We start from the raw sequence: 17,000 nt of genomic DNA, 5'->3' as shown, positions 1-17,000 counted from the left end.
AAAGGTGTATAATCAAAAGCAAACAAAGGAGGAAATCGTATGCCATTTATTCATGTCGAACTAGTTGAAGGGCGTTCGCAAGAACAACTGACGAATATGATGAAAGAAATCACTGAGGCGGTCCATAAAAATACGGGTGCCCCTAAGGAGCATATCCATGTCATCATCAATGAAATGAAGCAAGGAACCTATGCTGTGAATGGCGATTGGAAATAATTCTCTTGCTTTTTCTTGTAGGTAGTGGTTTAATTGAGCCATAATCGATCAATAAAAAAGACACCTGAGTTTGAGAGTCTTCGATAAGAGAGGGAAATCTTGGCTGAAAATTTCCTGGAAGAAAACCAAAGGATGACCACTTTTTTAGACCTCTGTCGAAACGGAGGCGGTTGAACCGTTATCTCATGAAGAGGAAAACAGACTTTTTCTGTTTTCGAACAATAGGTGGAACCACGAGTGATCGTCCTAGTATCGTAACCGATACTAGGACTTTTTTATTGATTGAAATCATTCAAAGGAGGACATTCATATGTCATTATTTATTACATTTCCTGATGGCGCAAAAAAAGAATTTGCTGTTGGGGTAACAACTAAAGAGATTGCTGAAAGTATCTCGAAAAGTCTTGCAAAAAAAGCCTTAGCTGGAAAAGTCAATGGACAACTGATCGATCTTTCACGTCCGATCGAAGAAGATGCAACGATTGAGATCGTGACACCCGATCATGAAGACGCCTTAGGTTTACTTCGTCATTCGACAGCTCATTTAATGGCTCAAGCCATGCGCAGACTCTATCCATCGATCCATTTTGGAGTAGGACCTGCAATTGATTCTGGTTTTTACTATGACACAGACAATGGGGAAAACCCAGTAACTGCGGAAGATCTACCAGCAATCGAAGCAGAAATGATGAAAATCATTAAAGAAAATCTGCCAATTGAACGACGTGTATTAACAAAAGAGGAAGCTTTGGCTCTTTTTGCTGAAGATCCATACAAAGTTGAGTTGATCACAGAATTACCAGATGACGAAACGATTACTGCCTATCAGCAAGGAGAATTTGTTGACTTATGCCGCGGCCCTCATGTCCCATCGACAGGTCGTATCCAAGTGTACAAATTGTTATCAGTAGCCGGAGCCTATTGGCGTGGAAGTTCTGATAATCAAATGATGCAAAGGGTATATGGAACAGCCTTTTTCGATAAGAAAGACTTGAAGGAATTTATTCGTTTACGAGAAGAAGCAAAAGAACGCGATCATCGTAAATTAGGGAAAGAATTAGAATTGTTTATGTTGTCCCCTGAAGTCGGCGCGGGTTTGCCTTTCTGGTTGCCAAAAGGAGCAACGATCCGTCGTACGATCGAGCGTTATATCGTGGATAAAGAAGTTAGCCTTGGGTACCAACACGTATACACACCAATCATGGCAAACGTGGATTTATACAAAACATCAGGGCACTGGGATCATTACCACGAGGACATGTTCCCACCAATGGATATGGGGGATGGCGAAATGCTGGTTCTACGACCAATGAATTGCCCGCATCACATGATGGTTTACAAAAATGACATCCATTCGTATCGTGAACTACCAATTCGGATCGCTGAATTAGGAATGATGCACCGCTATGAAAAATCAGGGGCACTATCAGGGTTGCAACGGGTTCGGGAAATGACCTTAAATGATGGTCATACATTTGTTCGTCCTGATCAAATCAAAGAAGAATTCAAACGGACACTGGATCTTATGGTGGGCGTTTACGAAGACTTTAATATTACTGACTATCGTTTCCGTTTAAGTTATCGCGATCCACAAAACAAAGACAAATATTTTGATGACGATGCGATGTGGGAAAATGCGCAAACAATGCTAAAAGCGGCCATGGATGAATTAGAATTGGATTATTTTGAAGCTGACGGTGAAGCAGCTTTCTACGGACCTAAACTAGATGTCCAAGTGAAAACAGCTTTAGGTATGGAAGAAACCTTGTCAACGATCCAATTGGATTTCTTATTGCCTGAACGGTTTGATCTAACATATGTTGGTGAAGATGGCGAAAACAATCACCGTCCAGTGGTGATCCACCGCGGAATCGTTTCAACGATGGAACGTTTTGTGGCTTACCTGACAGAAGTCTATAAAGGGGCATTCCCGACTTGGTTGGCACCAATCCAAGCATCGATCATTCCGGTCTCAGTCGAAGCCCACAGCGACTATGCTTACGAAATCAAAGAACGCCTGCAAGCGCAAGGACTGCGAGTGGAAGTGGATGACCGCAACGAAAAAATGGGGTATAAGATCCGTGCATCACAAACCCAAAAAATTCCTTACCAAATTGTTGTTGGGGATCAAGAAGTCAATGATGCGACAGTCAATATCCGTCGCTACGGCAGCAAGGAGACCCAAGTCGAAGAATTGAATCTGTTTGTTGATGCAATGGCTGCTGAAGTGAAAAATTATAGCCGAGCATAGCTTTTGGTTCAAAGAAAACGAATGATTTTATAGTATAGGCACCTGCTTTCAGCAGGTGCTATTTACCTTTTTTAATCTATATAAAATAAAATGATTAGATTTTTTTTGTTTTTGTGAATAAAATCGTGTATAATTAGTATGTGATAAAAAGGAATAAACTAGAAGGAGTTTGTGATGAATTATAATTACGGAGTTAGAAAGAAATCGGTTGTATCGGTCATTTTATTAACATTTATTACTTGTGGCATTTATACATTCTTTTGGATGTACCAAACAACCAAAGAGCTGGCAGAATACAGCGGGGATAATCGTCTTTCGCCAGAGACGTCGATTTTACTCACGATCCTTACTTGTGGATTGTATCAAATTTATTGGTGGTACCGAATTGCGGATATCTTTATGAGTGCACAACAGCGAGCGAATATGCCTCGTCTGAGTGACAACAAAATTCTTTTTGTCGTCTTGAGCCTGTTTGCTTTTGATTTCATCAACATGGCGATTTTACAAGGTGATATGAACCAAATGTGGGAAGCGGCTGATCAAAATGCCATGACCTCATCTAACAATACAAACGATTCGTCTGATTCAGATGATTGGGTAGATTATTGATTTGTCCGTTTAAATGGTTAACGGGGTTTCCTTGTCCAGGTTGTGGCATGACGCGCGCCTACTTGCACTTATTTCAGGGTGATCTTGAAGGTGCGCTGCATTTTCATCCCTTGTTTTGGTTAGTGCCGATCGTATTCGGAATCGTCTTATTCAAAAAAAATCCGAAAATCAGCAAACTTTACTACAGTCACAACCTGTGGGTGACATTGACACTTTTGGTACTAGTGGTTTATGGTGGTCGGCTCTGGCTTCATTTCCCACATGACGCGCCAATGGACTTTGATCCAGAGAGCATTTTCCCACAACTACTACGTCGGATTGGTCAAGTGATTCACTAACAGCCATTCACCCAAGCATTAAAAATCTTTAAGAAAATGCTTTGTTTTTTTCTGAAAGCGAAGGGAACATGCGACAGTAGTTGAATCTTTATGAAAATTGTGTTATATTTACAATGTAATGATACTTAGAGTGAGTGAGCGGTTTTTTCGCTCACTCTTTTTAATGGAATGAAGTTCGTTTCGTTGAGAAATAAAGGAGGCGATGTTGTGAGTACGGTAGTGGAAACTGTTACAGATATAGTGACCCCTATTCTGGATGCGCAAAAATTTGAATTAGTTGAAGTAGAATTCGTGAAGGAAGGGAAAAATTGGTTTCTTCGTGTGTTCATTGATAAAGAAGGCGGAATCGATATCGAGGAATGTGCCTTTGTCAGTGAACAACTTAGTGAACAATTAGACCAATGCGAACCTGATCCTATTCCACAGGCCTATTTCTTGGAAGTTTCTTCCCCTGGCGCCGAGCGTCCATTGAAGAAAGAAGCAGATTATCAACGGGCAGTCGGCGAGTACATTCATGTTTCTTTATATCAACCGATTGATGGAGAAAAACAGTTCGAAGGCTTTTTACAGTCATTCGACGAAAATCAGCTAGTTATGAAGACCCGAATCAAAACCAGAGAAAAAGAACGAACGATCGACCGGAAAAATATTGCCAAAGCTCGTTTAGCCATTCAATTTTAAACACGGAGGAATGAAAGAATCATGAGTAAAGAAATGTTGAATGCATTGGATGCATTAGAAGCAGAGAAAGGCATTTCAAAAGAGATTGTCATCGATGCCTTGGAAGCGGCATTGGTTTCAGCGTACAAACGTCATTACGGGCAAGCACAAAATGTGGAAGTAGAATTTGATCAGAAAAAAGGCAATATCCACGTCTATGCAGTCAAAGAAGTGACAGAAGAAGTCATGGACTCGCAACTAGAGGTTTCATTAAAAGAAGCGATGACAATCAACCCCGCTTATGAAATCGGCGACAAAATCCGCTTTGAAGTAACGCCTAAAGACTTTGGTCGTATTGCGGCGCAAACGGCAAAACAAGTCATTTTGCAACGGGTCCGTGAAGCGGAAAGAAACATTATCTATAACGAATTTAGTGCGTACGAAAAAGACATTTTGCAAGGAATCGTTGAACGCCAAGACAATCGTTATATCTATGTAAACTTAGGCAAAATTGAAGCCGTGCTTTCAAAACAAGACCAAATGCCAAATGAGTTTTATCAACCCCATGATCGGATCAAAGTATTCGTTTCTCGTGTTGAAAATACTTCAAAAGGACCTCAAGTATTCGTTAGCCGCAGCCATCCAGATTTGCTGCGCCGATTATTTGAACAAGAAGTGCCAGAAGTATATGATGGTACTGTAGAGATCGTAAGTATTGCTCGTGAAGCAGGGGATCGTGCCAAAGTTGCTGTTCGTTCCTTTGATGCCAACGTCGATCCAGTCGGCACTTGTGTTGGCCCTAAAGGTCAACGGGTTCAAGCGATCGTTAATGAACTAAAAGGCGAAAACATGGATATCGTGGAATGGGATGAAGATCCAGCGATCTTCATCGCCAATGCGTTGAATCCAGCAGAAGTCAGCGACGTTATTTTTGATGTTGATAATCCGAAGGCTTGTACTGTTGTCGTGCCTGATTACCAACTATCATTAGCGATCGGTAAACGCGGACAAAATGCTCGCCTAGCAGCCAAATTGACTGGCTTCAAAATCGATATCAAATCAGAAACAGACATGGAAGAATTTTATGCGAAGCTGGATGAAGGCGACTATATCGATGAGTATGATGCCAACGCTTCAGAAGCTGCTGAAGAAATCAGCACAGAAGCAACAGAATCTGCAGAAACAGTTGATGAAGCGATCCTTCCATCAGACATGACTGCGGATGATTATGAAAATGTTGAGTTTGACGAAAAATAGTTGAGGTGAGATCGTGATGAAAAAACGAAAAATTCCTTTACGAAAATCAGTGATTTCAGGCGAAATGCTACCTAAGAAAGAAATGCTTCGTATCACTCGTTCAAAAGAAGGCGTTGTTTCCATCGATCCGACAGGAAAAATGCCAGGTCGGGGAGCTTATATAGCGATCGAACCGGCTGAAGCCCAGAAAGCATGGGATAAGCGTATCTTGGATCGAGTGCTGGAAACGAAATTGACAGATGAATTTTACCAAGAACTATTGGACTATGTAACGCACCAAAAAGCGCGAAAAGAGTTATTTGCAAATGAATAAAACCAAAGCATTAAATATGTTAGGACTAGCCATGCGTGCTGGGAAATTAGTAACTGGTGAAGAAATGACTTTAAAAGAGATTCGCAATGAGAAAACTGCTTTAGTCATTATCGCCAGTGATGCTGGTAAAAATACACAAAAGAAAATTAAGGACAAAAGTTCTTATTACGAAATTCCGCTCCTAGATGCATTTTCTGCTGATGAAATCAGTGCGGCCATTGGGAAACCAAGAATGGTCATTGGCATCTTAGATCAAGGATTTGCAAGGAAGGTGCAGGAATTAATATTAGGTTAGGAAGGTGATTGCATGGGAAAAAAAAGAATTTATGAACTTGCAAAAGAATGGAATAAGTCGAGCAAAGAGGTTGTTGAAAAAGCACAATCTTTAGGCTTTGATGTCAAAAATCATATGGGCGCGATCTCAGATGGAGAGGCGCAAAAATTGCAGCAGTCATTAGGCGGCAATCCAAATGGTAAAACATCTGCAAACTCAAATCCCGCAAATCAGAAACCAGCCAACCAGCCGGAAAAACAAGAACAAAAGAAATTTAAAACGCAAAGAAATAATCCTAACTTCCAAAACCGTCATAACAATCAAAGTCAACAGCGAACTACGCAAAGCAATAACCGTCCTGCTGGTCAAGGACAAGTAGATCGCACGAACAGTCAAGGAAGTAACAGACCAAATAACCAAGGAAGTCATAATCGAGTGAATAACCAAGAGAATCGTAACAATCAAGGGCAACAAAACCGCCCAACAAACCAAGGACAACAAAACCGTCCGAATAATCAAGGGCAACAAAATCGCCCAACAAACCAAGGACAGCAAAACCGTCCGAATAATCAAGGGCAACAAAATCGTCCGAACAATCAAGGACAGCAAAACCGTCCAAACAACCAAGGACAACAAAATCGTCCGAACAATCAAGGACAGCAAAACCGTCCGAATAATCAAGGGCAACAGAATCGCCCAACAAACCAAGGACAACAAAACCGTCCGAATAATCAAGGGCAACAAAATCGCCCAACAAACCAAGGACAGCAAAACCGTCCAAATAACCAAGGGCAACAAAACCGTCCGGCCGCTCAATCTGCAGGAAATACGCAAGGGGCAGACCGTAACAATAACCGTCCGCAAGGATCGAATGATTCTCGTGGAGGAAATCAAAACCGCGGCAAGTCAAACTACGGTGGACGCAACAATAATTTCAACAATAACAATCGCAACAAATTCAATAAAAAAGGCAAAAAAGGCCGTCAGCAGACGGAAAAGAAACCGCCAGTTCCAGCACGTAAATTCCGTGAGCTACCAGAAGTATTGGAATATTCAGAAGGCATGAACGTAGCGGATATCGCGAAAAAAATCTACCGTGAACCAGCAGAGATCATCAAGAAACTCTTTATGATGGGGGTTATGGTCAATCAAAACCAACCTTTAGATAAAGATACGATTGAACTGCTTGCTACCGATTACGGAATCGAACCACAAGAAAAAGTTCAAGTGGATATCGCAGACATCGATAAATTCTTCGAAGCAGAAGAACAAATTGAAGATAATTTAGTATCACGACCACCTGTTGTGACGATCATGGGTCACGTTGACCACGGGAAAACAACATTGCTTGATACTTTACGTCATTCACGCGTAACAAGTGGTGAAGCTGGGGGAATTACGCAGCATATTGGCGCTTACCAAATCGACATCAATGGCAAACCAATTACTTTCTTAGATACTCCTGGACACGCGGCCTTCACTAGTATGCGTGCACGGGGAGCAAGTATCACCGATATCACGATTCTTGTTGTCGCAGCTGATGATGGAGTGATGCCACAAACAGTGGAAGCGATCAACCATGCGAAAGCAGCAAAAGTGCCGATCATCGTTGCAGTAAACAAAATCGATAAACCAGGTGCTAACCCACAACATGTGATGCAAGAATTAAGTGAACATGAGTTGATCCCAGAAGCTTGGGGTGGCGATACGATCTTCGTTGAAATCTCAGCGAAATTTGGGCAAAACATTGAAGAATTGCTTGAAATGATCCTCTTAGTAGCAGAAGTCGAAGATTTGAAAGCTGATCCTACCCAACGGGCGATCGGTACAGTCATTGAAGCGCGCCTTGATAAAGGAAAAGGTCCTGTAGCAACACTATTGGTTCAACAAGGGACTCTTCATGTAGGTGATCCAATTGTTGTAGGGAATACTTTCGGTCGTGTTCGCGTAATGACGAATGATTTAGGTCGTCGTGATAAAGCAGCTGGACCTGCTACACCAGTCGAAATCACAGGATTGAATGATGTGCCTCAAGCAGGTGATCGTTTCGTTACTTTTGAAGACGAGAAAACAGCTCGAGCAGCGGGTGAAGAACGTGCAAAACGTGCTTTGATGGAGCAACGCGCATCAAGCAGTCGTGTGACATTGGATAACTTGTTTGAAAGTCTAAAAGAAGGCGAACTGAAAGAAGTAAATGTCATCATCAAAGCAGACGTACAAGGTTCAGCTGAAGCATTAGCTGCTTCATTGAAGAAAATCGATGTTGAAGGTGTGCGAGTGAACATCGTCCATTCAGCTGTTGGTGCAATCAATGAAAGTGATGTAACGCTAGCAGCAGCAAGTAATGCCATCATCATCGGATTCAACGTCCGTCCAACACCGCAAGCCAAACAGCAAGCGGAAGCGGAAAAAGTCGATATTCGTTTGCATCGCATCATCTACAAAGCGATCGAAGAAATCGAAACTGCGATGAAAGGGATGCTTGATCCTGAATTCGAAGAAAAAATCACTGGTCAAATGATCGTTCGTGAAACATACAAAGTATCTAAAGTGGGCACGATCGCAGGTTGCTACGTAACGGAAGGCAGTATTCGCCGTGACAGTGGCGTCCGCGTGATCCGTGACGGCATCGTTATCTATGAAGGCAAACTTGCCAGCTTGAAACGCTTCAAAGATGATGTCAAAGAAGTGAAGCTAGGGTTTGAATGTGGCGCGATGATCGAGAAATTCAACGATCTTAAAGTTGATGACGTGATCGAAGGCTATGTCATGGAAGAAGTACCGACAAAATAACGGAATGACAACTATACAAGGAGGCTTTTTGAATGGCTAACTATCGAGATCGCCGAGTGGCACAAGAAATCTTAAAAGAAGTCAATCAAATTCTTCGTAAAAAAGTTCGTGATCCTCGCGTGCAAGATGTGACGATCACAGATGTACGAGTAACTGGAGATTTACAGCAAGCAACGATCTTTTACAGCACCCTAACGGACTTAGCTTCAGATAAGCAAAAAGCCCAAGCAGGACTGGAAAAAGCAACTGGCTTGGTTCGTCGTGAATTAGGTCAAGCGTTAACGCTCTATAAAGTTCCAGAAATCCAATTCGAATTGGATGAATCAGTACAATACGGGAATAAAATTGATGAAATGATTCGCGCATTGCACTCAGAAGAATAAAAAAAAGAGCAGCTTCCAATCGAAGCTGTTCTTTTTTATTTGAAAAGAGCATCAGGTATTCATCAGTAAAGTTACCAGTCCAGCAACACCTGTCCCCAAGAGCCAGCCTCCGATCACATCTGTTAAAAAATGGATCCCTAAGTAGACTCTGCTAAAGCCGATCATAAAGCTTAACAAAACTGCCAGCAGAGTCATCGGAAGGACTGCTGAGGGAACCAATTGTCCAAGATTCAAGGCGATCGTTCCGTACATGGCAGCGGATGTGGCAGCATGGGCACTAGGAAAGCTGTGATCTTTTTCTTCAACTAAACGATGATCGATCGGACGATCTCGTCGGACGATCCGTTTGATCAGGTAAGCAGCTGCTGATACTATGAAGATACTGACTGCTGTTTTTGGTGCAAGATCCGCCCGCGATGATGGAAAGACAAACAATAGTAAAGCGATCGCAACTGTCGGAAAGGCTTTTCCTAAATTGGTAAAAAAGTGCATCATGCGCGTCAAAGAAGGCGTACGGCTTTGGATGATCTGCAAAGCAAACGCTTCTTCCCAACGCTGCATCGTGCCGAGCTGAATCATGATCAAAAAGATGGCAAATCCAATAAATGACCCTATCGTTAAAACAACCATTTTAGGACCTCCTTATATGCTTAGTTTATCATGTAATGAGAAGGAGCGAAAAGGATTTTGTCGTGCAATGAATTTTTTTTATATGTTATAATAAGCAAGTTGAAGTGAAATGGAGGAATACGATGGACGGGATTTTACCATTATGGAAAGAGCGTGGACAAACAAGTCACGACTGCGTGTTTAAATTACGAAAAATATTAAAGACAAAAAAAATCGGACACAGCGGCACACTAGATCCTGACGTGGATGGTGTCTTGCCCATTTGTATCGGAAAAGGAACGAAGATCGTCGAATACTTGGTTGATTCTGGAAAAGTCTACACCGGGGAAATCACCTTGGGCTTCAGTACCACTACAGAAGATCGATCGGGGGATATCGTTGAACAACAAGCACTAACTCGTCCGTTTACGAAGACAGAAATCGATCAGGCAATGAAAGAGTTGACGGGGACGATTACCCAGATCCCGCCGATGTATTCGGCGGTCAAAGTCAATGGCAAACGACTTTACGAATATGCTCGCAACAATGAAACTGTCGAGCGACCACAGCGCAAAGCAGAAATTTATTCCTTCAAACGAATTTCAGAGCCGGTTTTTCATGAGGACAATACGCAAAGCTGGCGTTTTGAAGTTTCTTGTGGAAAAGGGACTTATGTTCGCACGTTAGCGGTCGACACAGGGAAATTGCTGGGTGTACCCGCGCATATGTCTGATTTGACTCGCTTAAAAAGCGGTGGTTTTTCTAAAGAACAATCTTACACGATTGCAGAGGTGCAAAAGGCAGTCGATGAACAACGTGTTTCGGAACTACTGCTACCGGTGGAATATGGGGTATCGGAGTTTGTTCAAGTGACGATCGATGCGGACCTCTGGCAGAAAGTAAAAAATGGCATGCGCTTGCCTTTCAGCGTGTTTGGATTACAAGAGCGCCCAGAGGAATTAGTGGCGATTTTTTATCGAGAACAATTGATCAGTATCTATAAAGCTCATGACAAATACCAAGATATGATGAAACCGGTAAAAGTCATCCGTACAGAAATAGGAGAATGAACATGGAAATCATTGAAATGAGACACCCTTATGATCACGAAACGATTCCTGATGAGGAGATCGTCTTAGTGTTAGGCTTTTTCGATGGCGTACATCTAGGTCATCAGAAAGTCATTGAAACAGGACGAAAGATCGCAGAAGAAAAAGGGTTAAAATTGGCATTAATGACCTTTAATCAACATCCCTCGATCGTTTTTCAAAAAGTCGATCCTGAAAAAATGCAATACCTGACCAGCTTGGCTCAAAAGGAAGCGCATATGGAAAAGCTTGGAGTAGATATTCTTTATATCATTGAGTTTACTTCTGCTTTTGCAAATCTGGCACCACAGGTGTTTGTGGATGAATACATGATCGGTCTGCATGCAAAAGTTGTTGTTGCTGGATTCGACTATACCTACGGCAAGAAAGAGATAGCCAACATGGCGCTGTTACCAACATATGCAGAAAATCGTTTTGAAGTTGTGACTGTCGCGCAAGAATCGTTTGATGAAGAAAAGGTTAGCTCCACACGCATTCGCTCTGCCCTACAAAATGGCGATATGGCACAAGTCAATCGCTTGTTAGGGTATATTTATGAATTTGAAGGAACCGTCGTTCACGGTGATGCTAGAGGACGAGATCTTGGGTTTCCAACCGCGAATATCAAAGTAAAGAGCACCGTTCGGTTGCCAAAAGAAGGCGTCTATGTGACGGAAATCAAAGTCGGTGACAAGTGGTATCCATCGATGGGATCGATTGGTCACAATGATACGTTTGGTCAGGGGCGCCAGTTAACAGTTGAAATCTATATTCTCGATTTTCACCAAGATATCTATGGTGAAACCGTGGCGATCCGCTGGCATCATTTCTTACGTGATCAAGTCGCTTTCAATGGCGCACAAGCGTTGATCGAACAATTAAAGCAAGATGAACGAGACACTGAAACTTATTTTGATGGGCTTTCTGAAGAAAACTAAGCATTCGTAGTGAAAAGAAGCGTTTCTGGCTTCTTTTCACTTTTTCTTTTTCTTTCTTTTTATAACGTAGTTTATTTGAATTCTAATGCTTTCCCCATGAGGAAAAAACGTTTTTTCGATATACTAAAAAATAGGCAAAAATGATAATTTATGCAGAACGCTGCAAAGGGAAAGGGAGAGAAAAAGTGACAATTGGAAAAAAAGCGAAAAAGGGGAAAGAAAAGAAAGATTTAACTAAAATGAAAACGCCTCATACGTATGTCATCATCTTTGGGGTCGTATTGTTGGCGTGGTTGCTGACTTTCTTAGTTCCCGCCGGGAAATTCAGTACACAAGAAATCGAGTATACCGATGCAAATGGGGAAATAAGTACCAGAACGGTCTTGATGCAAGATTCGTTTCGTTATGCCTACCCGTTAGATAACGAATACGTCTATCAACAGTTGAATCAATTGGAAGAGGATCCACAAGAGTTGGAAGAATTAGATGTCGATCCTGAGGCTTTAGCAGCTGTTTTAGCTGAAGGGCCTAAAGAGTTGTCCCAGAGTCAATTAGACGAGGTGGGACTAACCGATGACACCCTTTACAGTCTTTACGGCGAAAAAATTTATGATACTTCTGAAAAACTGCACAAAACAGCCAAGGTTTGGGGAACTGATGACTTTAACGGTTTCGGCTTCTTAAATTTTGTTTTTGAAGGATTGGTTTCTGGTGATAAATACGGCTCAGCAGTTGGGATCGCAGCACTGATCCTAGTGGTCGGTGGTGCGTTTGGTATTATCATGCAGACCGGAGCGATTGATGCGGGGATCTTTGCATTTATCAGCAAAACTCGTGGATTAGAACGCTTGGCATTGCCGCTGTTGTTCTTTGCTTTTTCATTTGGGGGCGCTACCTTTGGGATGGCAGAAGAAGTCATTCCGTTTTCGATGGTCATGGTGCCTTTCGTGATCGCATTGGGGTATGATTCGATCGTGGCGGTCACCGTCACCTATGTCGCCTCCCAGATTGGAAATGCCACCTCGTGGATGAGTCCATTTAGTGTGGCAGTTGCTCAAGGGATCGCAGGTATTCCCGTTCTTTCAGGCGCAACGTTCCGAATCATCATGTGGGTCGTGGTTACCGCACTATCCGCAGGGTACCTCATGATCTATGCCGAAAGAATTCGCAAGAATCCTGAGAAATCGCTAACGTATCAATCGGATGCGTATTTTAGAAATCATCTTGAAAAAACCTCCAGTGAGCAAAAACCATTTTTATTAGGTCATAAATTGATCTTGGTTGAAATGCTGGCGGTTTTGATCTGGATCGTATGGGGTGTGACGCAGAAAGGCTACTATATTCCCGAGATTGCTTCTCAATTCTTTGTTATGGGCTTAGGGGCAGGAATCATAGCGGTTCTTTTCAAATTAGAAAATATGGGCTTGAATGATGTGGCGAGTGCCTTTCAATCTGGTGCCTCAGAATTGGCAGGAACTGCAATCGTTGTAGGGATGGCCAAAGGGATTCTTCTGGTTCTCGGCGGTTCTGATGCCAATGTGCCGTCAGCGTTGAATACGATTTTGCACAGCATCGGCGGATTGTTAAGCAATGTTCCAGCTTTTATTGGTGCCTGGTTCATGTACATTTTCCAAAGCTTCTTCAATTTGATCGTGACTTCAAATTCAGGTCAAGCTGCATTAACCATGCCGATCATGGCGCCATTAGCCGATCTTTTAGGTGTCTCTAGACAGATCGCTGTCTTGGCTTATCAATTAGGCTCGGGCTTTATGGATGCCTTCACTCCAGTATCGGCAAGTCTGATCGGTGTCTTAGGTGTCGCAAGAATCGAATGGGTGAAATGGGCGAAATTCCAGATCAAAATGCAAGGTTTCTTATTTGTATTAGGAACGATTTTTATCTTTATTGCGGTCGCAATCGGCTTGCAATAAGAAGCAATCAGGCACAAGGAGGAAGCACTTATGAAGGTGATACGACAAGCAGAGGTTTACGCTCCTGACTATTTAGGAAAAAAAGATATTTTATTAAATGAAGACAAGATCATTGCTATTCAAGATTCGATTGAAGGAGGATTCTCAGGTGTTCCTCTTGAAGAAATCGATGGCACAGGGTTACTCGCTGTGCCCGGCTTTATTGACTGCCACTTTCATATCTTAGGAGGTGGCGGGGAAGGCGGCTTTCAAAACCGGACACCAGAAGTGAAATTGAGTCAATTGACCTCTGCAGGAGTAACGACAGTGGTTGGCTGTTTAGGTACTGACGGAGTAGGCAGAGATATGACTGCCTTGATCAGTAAGGCGCGTGGACTAGAGGCGGAAGGCATCACGACTTATCTTTATGACGGTTCGTATCGATTGCCTTTGACGCCCATCACGGATTCCATCATCCAAGATTTTTTGACTATCGATAAAATTATTGGTATCGGTGAAATTGCCGTTTCTGACCATCGTTCTTCACAACCAAGTTTCGAAGAATTTACCCGCGCGGTGGCGGATGCTCGTGTCGGTGGGATGCTTTCTGGAAAAGCAGGCATCGTAAACGTCCACTTAGGTGGAGGAAAGAAAAAATATGAGCTGCTTTTACGAACCATCGAAGAGACAGAGATTCCAATCAGCCAATTTTTACCGACACATGCCAATCGGACCAGCGAGCTTTTCGAAGCAAGTATTGCTTTTGCAAAAATGGGTGGAACGATCGATTTTACGGCGAGTGAAGATCCTGATTTCTGGGAAAAAGAAGACGATGAGGTTCGCTTCAGTAAAGGATTGAAACGTTTGTTAGCAGAAGGGATCGGGCTGGATCAATTTACCATGACCTCTGATGGGCAAGGCAGCCTCCCGTACTTTGATGAAAACAATCAATTCATAGGTCTGGGTGTCGGCAGTTCGCGAGCGCTGATGGTAGGCATTAAAGAAGCAGTCCAAAAAGAGCAGATTCCATTGGAGATCGCCATTCGAGCAATCACTTCCAATCCAGCGAAAGTATTGAAGCTTGATCAAAAGGGACGTCTTGCAGCAGGGATGGATGCTGATATTTGCTTGCTGAACAAAGACTCATTAGCAGTAGAAACGGTTCTAGCAAAAGGCAGAACAATGGTAGAAGAACAAGAAGTAAAAGTGTGGGGTACCTTTGAACAACTAACATAAGAAGAATTCAGTTTTAACAGACTAAGAAACGGTTGTTTTTCTAAACAGAGTTGTAGAAGAAAATAAGCAGCCCGATCCATGACCAGCATTTACTGGACTTGATCGGACTGCTTTTTTCAATTAAACGCAAGTATTCTTAAGCTTGCAACTCATCCAATTTCTTCATGTCTTCTTCAGAAATTTCAAAGTCAACTTTGGCATTGTCAGCAATGTATTCTTCATGAACGGATTTTGGCAATGGCAGAATGTCTTTTTGTAGCAAGTAACGAATTGAAAGTTGTGGAATCGATTTTCCATAGGCTTCAGCAATCGTCTTCACTGCATCGTTATCGAGTAAACGACCAGTAGCGATTGGTGAATAGCCTTCCACTAAAATTTCGTGCGCTTTGCAAAATGTCAATAGTTCTTCATTTGTGCGGCCAATATGGTAAATAAACTGGTTGACCATCGGTTTCACATCGCAATGATCAAAAATATTTTGCAAATCTTTTTGATCGAAGTTGGAAACACCAATCGATTTTACTTTTCCACTTAAGTAGGCTTCTTCTAATGCTTTCCAAACATCGATGTTTTCAAGATAAAAATCTTTGTTTTCTGGATTGTTTCCCATGATTTTCCAAGGACGAGGGGCATGGATCAAAATCAAATCGATATACCCTAAGTCAAGTTTTTTTAGAGAAGCATCAATGCTATCAACCGCTTCTTGGTAGGTCTTTAACTCAGCAGGTACTTTCGTGGTAACAAAAATTTCATCGCGGGCAACGCCTGAATCGCGCACAGCTTTCCCAACCGCTTCTTCGTTTTTGTAAGCTGCCGCTGTATCGACATGTCGATAACCATTTTGAATGGCAAATTTTGTTGCGTTGTAAGCATCTTCTGGAGAAGATTGCCAGGTTCCAAGGCCAATCTTAGGAATTGCCAGTTTGTTCTGCAAGGTAAATGTTTCTTGTAATATCACGTATCTCAACCTACTTTCATCGCTTTTTTTTGTTACATCTTCCATTATAAAACGTTTTCTTGTTTGAAACAAATCAGACGCTGAAACTTTTGAGGGAAATTGACTTTCAAAAGGATCTTTGATACATTATCAGCAACCTAAACACAGAAAGATGTGGAAAAAATGGATTTTGTTAAAGAAGATTTTGCCTATTATCGGCGCTCTTTTGAATTGATGTATCGCAGTTATTTCCGTAGAAGAATGATTGCCCTTGGTGTGGCGATTTTGATTATCTTAGGTTATTTACTTTTGTTACAAGAAAGTTTGCTTTTAAATATCATTTTGCTAGTTATATTGCTAGGCATAATGGCGTGGTTGGTTTCACTTTATCAGCGAGCGAGTGAGGTCGTACTTGCTTTCGAAGAAGAAAATCAGGTGCCGCAAATTCATCAACTGACAGAATTTGAGGATCATTATGCGTTCCAAATGAATGATGGAACAACGATGCGCGTGAAGAAAAACGGCAATCGCAACTTTCCTTCCAATAATAAGCAGTACACGTTGATGGCAGGCTATAAAAAAGTTTTCTTTGTGCAACAACCCTTGATGATTTTTTATTATGACCTCTTGGAGATGAAGTATGATGAAGCGTATCGTTTGAAACGAAACCGCCAAAACGGGTTCAATCGTTGGTCGCGTTATTTCAGTTTTCGCTCCTTTAAGGGATCGATTGGCAATGTCTTTCAATTCTTGCTGGGAAATATTTTCTTCTTATTTATTGCGTATCGGTTGATCCGCTATCTGATCGATATTTTGCTGCACATTTTATAACTGTTACCAAGGTGAAGATTCTCATCGTTTTCATAGACTGGTGAAAAAGATGATAGGACTTAATTTTTTTAAAAAGGTATACTTAAGTCAGATAAGACAAGCAATTGTCTTTCATGAATAAGAGTCCTGCTCTTGTTAAGTAAGCCGTCAACAACAGCTTATCTATTGTGGCGCTAACAGTTTGGGGGAAGTGTTAGTTCTTGTAACAAACAGATTTTTTTCTGGGCGGGATAAGAACAAAAGCGGTATTTTACCGTACTTAATAAGAGTAGTGCTCTTTATTTTTTCTATGAATATTTGAAGACATCACTTCTTGGAAGTGGTGTTTTTTCTTGCTTAAAAATAGTCCAAGTGATA

17 protein-coding genes are annotated in these 17,000 nt (G+C 41.9%); 15 read left to right on the top strand and 2 right to left on the bottom strand.

The annotated features are described in order from the left end of the window. Nucleotides 1–39 precede the first annotated feature (39 nt). From IGK63_RS08765 to rbfA, 10 genes are all read left to right on the top strand, one after another. Nucleotides 40–216, top strand: coding sequence for a 2-hydroxymuconate tautomerase (locus IGK63_RS08765; RefSeq protein ID WP_005225916.1), 177 nt, complete (start codon nt 40–42; stop codon nt 214–216). A 310-nt stretch (nt 217–526) separates the two neighbouring features. Further along, a complete protein-coding gene (thrS, locus tag IGK63_RS08760; RefSeq protein ID WP_005235617.1) occupies nt 527–2,467 on the top strand; it encodes a threonine--tRNA ligase in 1,941 nt (646 codons plus the stop codon). A gap of 174 nt (nt 2,468–2,641) precedes the next feature. Then, the gene (locus tag IGK63_RS08755; RefSeq protein ID WP_008378150.1) at nt 2,642–3,076 is read left to right on the top strand and encodes a DUF4234 domain-containing protein; all 435 of its coding nucleotides are present in this window, start codon (nt 2,642–2,644) and stop codon (nt 3,074–3,076) included. Beyond that, complete coding sequence (locus IGK63_RS08750) at nt 3,061–3,414, top strand: DUF2752 domain-containing protein (protein WP_034695542.1); 354 nt, start codon at nt 3,061–3,063, stop codon at nt 3,412–3,414. The genes IGK63_RS08755 and IGK63_RS08750 overlap by 16 nt, the downstream gene beginning before the upstream one ends. Nucleotides 3,415–3,621: 207 nt before the next feature. After that, nucleotides 3,622–4,095, top strand: coding sequence for a ribosome maturation factor RimP (gene rimP, locus IGK63_RS08745; RefSeq protein WP_008378146.1), 474 nt, complete (start codon nt 3,622–3,624; stop codon nt 4,093–4,095). A gap of 21 nt (nt 4,096–4,116) precedes the next feature. Further along, the gene (gene nusA, locus IGK63_RS08740) at nt 4,117–5,331 is read left to right on the top strand and encodes a transcription termination factor NusA (RefSeq protein ID WP_016612175.1); all 1,215 of its coding nucleotides are present in this window, start codon (nt 4,117–4,119) and stop codon (nt 5,329–5,331) included. 16 nt (nt 5,332–5,347) lie between these two features. Then, nucleotides 5,348–5,644: an RNase P modulator RnpM gene (gene rnpM / locus IGK63_RS08735; RefSeq protein WP_005225922.1), complete on the top strand. Its 297-nt coding sequence runs from the start codon at nt 5,348–5,350 to the stop codon at nt 5,642–5,644. Next, nucleotides 5,637–5,939 carry a YlxQ-related RNA-binding protein gene (locus tag IGK63_RS08730; RefSeq protein ID WP_016612174.1) on the top strand — a complete coding sequence of 101 codons (303 nt, stop codon included), beginning with the start codon at nt 5,637–5,639 and terminating at the stop codon, nt 5,937–5,939. The genes rnpM and IGK63_RS08730 overlap by 8 nt, the downstream gene beginning before the upstream one ends. Before the next feature lie 12 nt (nt 5,940–5,951). Beyond that, nucleotides 5,952–8,711, top strand: a complete 2,760-nt coding sequence (infB, locus tag IGK63_RS08725) for a translation initiation factor IF-2 (protein WP_061054241.1) — start codon at nt 5,952–5,954, stop codon at nt 8,709–8,711. A 32-nt stretch (nt 8,712–8,743) separates the two neighbouring features. Beyond that, complete coding sequence (gene rbfA / locus IGK63_RS08720; protein ID WP_005225925.1) at nt 8,744–9,094, top strand: 30S ribosome-binding factor RbfA; 351 nt, start codon at nt 8,744–8,746, stop codon at nt 9,092–9,094. 51 nt (nt 9,095–9,145) lie between these two features. On the opposite strand, the gene IGK63_RS08715 is transcribed toward rbfA, so the two are convergent. Further along, nucleotides 9,146–9,724, bottom strand: coding sequence for a phosphatase PAP2 family protein (locus tag IGK63_RS08715; protein WP_005235629.1), 579 nt, complete (start codon nt 9,722–9,724; stop codon nt 9,146–9,148). Between the two features lie 122 nt (nt 9,725–9,846). Between IGK63_RS08715 and truB the strand changes: the two genes are divergently transcribed. The 4 genes from truB (at nt 9,847) to iadA (ending at nt 14,875) form a co-directional block, all read left to right on the top strand. Beyond that, on the top strand, nt 9,847–10,773 hold the full coding sequence (truB, locus tag IGK63_RS08710) for a tRNA pseudouridine(55) synthase TruB (protein ID WP_008378131.1): 927 nt from the start codon (nt 9,847–9,849) through the stop codon (nt 10,771–10,773). Between the two features lie 2 nt (nt 10,774–10,775). Further along, nucleotides 10,776–11,729: a riboflavin biosynthesis protein RibF gene (gene ribF, locus IGK63_RS08705; protein WP_034872685.1), complete on the top strand. Its 954-nt coding sequence runs from the start codon at nt 10,776–10,778 to the stop codon at nt 11,727–11,729. 239 nt (nt 11,730–11,968) lie between these two features. After that, nucleotides 11,969–13,660: a putative basic amino acid antiporter YfcC gene (yfcC, locus tag IGK63_RS08700; protein ID WP_172634731.1), complete on the top strand. Its 1,692-nt coding sequence runs from the start codon at nt 11,969–11,971 to the stop codon at nt 13,658–13,660. Nucleotides 13,661–13,690: 30 nt separating this feature from the next. Beyond that, entirely contained in the window at nt 13,691–14,875 is a 1,185-nt protein-coding gene (iadA, locus tag IGK63_RS08695; protein ID WP_005235636.1) for a beta-aspartyl-peptidase, read from the top strand. A 136-nt stretch (nt 14,876–15,011) separates the two neighbouring features. On the opposite strand, the gene IGK63_RS08690 is transcribed toward iadA, so the two are convergent. Then, nucleotides 15,012–15,878, bottom strand: coding sequence for an aldo/keto reductase (locus IGK63_RS08690; RefSeq protein WP_005235638.1), 867 nt, complete (start codon nt 15,876–15,878; stop codon nt 15,012–15,014). A gap of 117 nt (nt 15,879–15,995) precedes the next feature. On the opposite strand from IGK63_RS08690, the gene IGK63_RS08685 reads away from it, so the two are divergent. Continuing rightward, nucleotides 15,996–16,643 (top strand): hypothetical protein, encoded by a 648-nt coding sequence (locus tag IGK63_RS08685; RefSeq protein ID WP_005235640.1) that lies wholly within the window; start codon nt 15,996–15,998, stop codon nt 16,641–16,643. Nucleotides 16,644–17,000 lie beyond the last annotated feature (357 nt).

Source organism: Enterococcus sp. AZ040, from assembly GCF_050499185.1.
Classification (GTDB): Bacteria; Bacillota; Bacilli; order Lactobacillales; family Enterococcaceae; genus Enterococcus_D; species Enterococcus_D entomosocium.
The sequence above is the reverse complement of the archived record's forward strand: the minus strand, read 5'-3'. Positions and strand labels throughout refer to the sequence as shown.

What these genes read in the sequence shown, in the direction of transcription:
- infB (WP_061054241.1), top strand. Translation starts at nt 5,952, where the DNA reads ATGGGAAAAAAAAGAATTTATGAACTTGCAAAAGAATGGAATAAGTCG.
- rbfA (WP_005225925.1), top strand. Translation starts at nt 8,744, where the DNA reads ATGGCTAACTATCGAGATCGCCGAGTGGCACAAGAAATCTTAAAAGAA.
- IGK63_RS08690 (WP_005235638.1), bottom strand. Translation starts at nt 15,878, where the DNA reads ATGGAAGATGTAACAAAAAAAAGCGATGAAAGTAGGTTGAGATACGTG.
- truB (WP_008378131.1), top strand. Translation starts at nt 9,847, where the DNA reads ATGGACGGGATTTTACCATTATGGAAAGAGCGTGGACAAACAAGTCAC.
- IGK63_RS08765 (WP_005225916.1), top strand. Translation starts at nt 40, where the DNA reads ATGCCATTTATTCATGTCGAACTAGTTGAAGGGCGTTCGCAAGAACAA.
- ribF (WP_034872685.1), top strand. Translation starts at nt 10,776, where the DNA reads ATGGAAATCATTGAAATGAGACACCCTTATGATCACGAAACGATTCCT.
- IGK63_RS08730 (WP_016612174.1), top strand. Translation starts at nt 5,637, where the DNA reads ATGAATAAAACCAAAGCATTAAATATGTTAGGACTAGCCATGCGTGCT.
- nusA (WP_016612175.1), top strand. Translation starts at nt 4,117, where the DNA reads ATGAGTAAAGAAATGTTGAATGCATTGGATGCATTAGAAGCAGAGAAA.
- rnpM (WP_005225922.1), top strand. Translation starts at nt 5,348, where the DNA reads ATGAAAAAACGAAAAATTCCTTTACGAAAATCAGTGATTTCAGGCGAA.
- iadA (WP_005235636.1), top strand. Translation starts at nt 13,691, where the DNA reads ATGAAGGTGATACGACAAGCAGAGGTTTACGCTCCTGACTATTTAGGA.
- yfcC (WP_172634731.1), top strand. Translation starts at nt 11,969, where the DNA reads ATGAAAACGCCTCATACGTATGTCATCATCTTTGGGGTCGTATTGTTG.
- thrS (WP_005235617.1), top strand. Translation starts at nt 527, where the DNA reads ATGTCATTATTTATTACATTTCCTGATGGCGCAAAAAAAGAATTTGCT.
- IGK63_RS08715 (WP_005235629.1), bottom strand. Translation starts at nt 9,724, where the DNA reads ATGGTTGTTTTAACGATAGGGTCATTTATTGGATTTGCCATCTTTTTG.
- IGK63_RS08685 (WP_005235640.1), top strand. Translation starts at nt 15,996, where the DNA reads ATGGATTTTGTTAAAGAAGATTTTGCCTATTATCGGCGCTCTTTTGAA.
- IGK63_RS08755 (WP_008378150.1), top strand. Translation starts at nt 2,642, where the DNA reads ATGAATTATAATTACGGAGTTAGAAAGAAATCGGTTGTATCGGTCATT.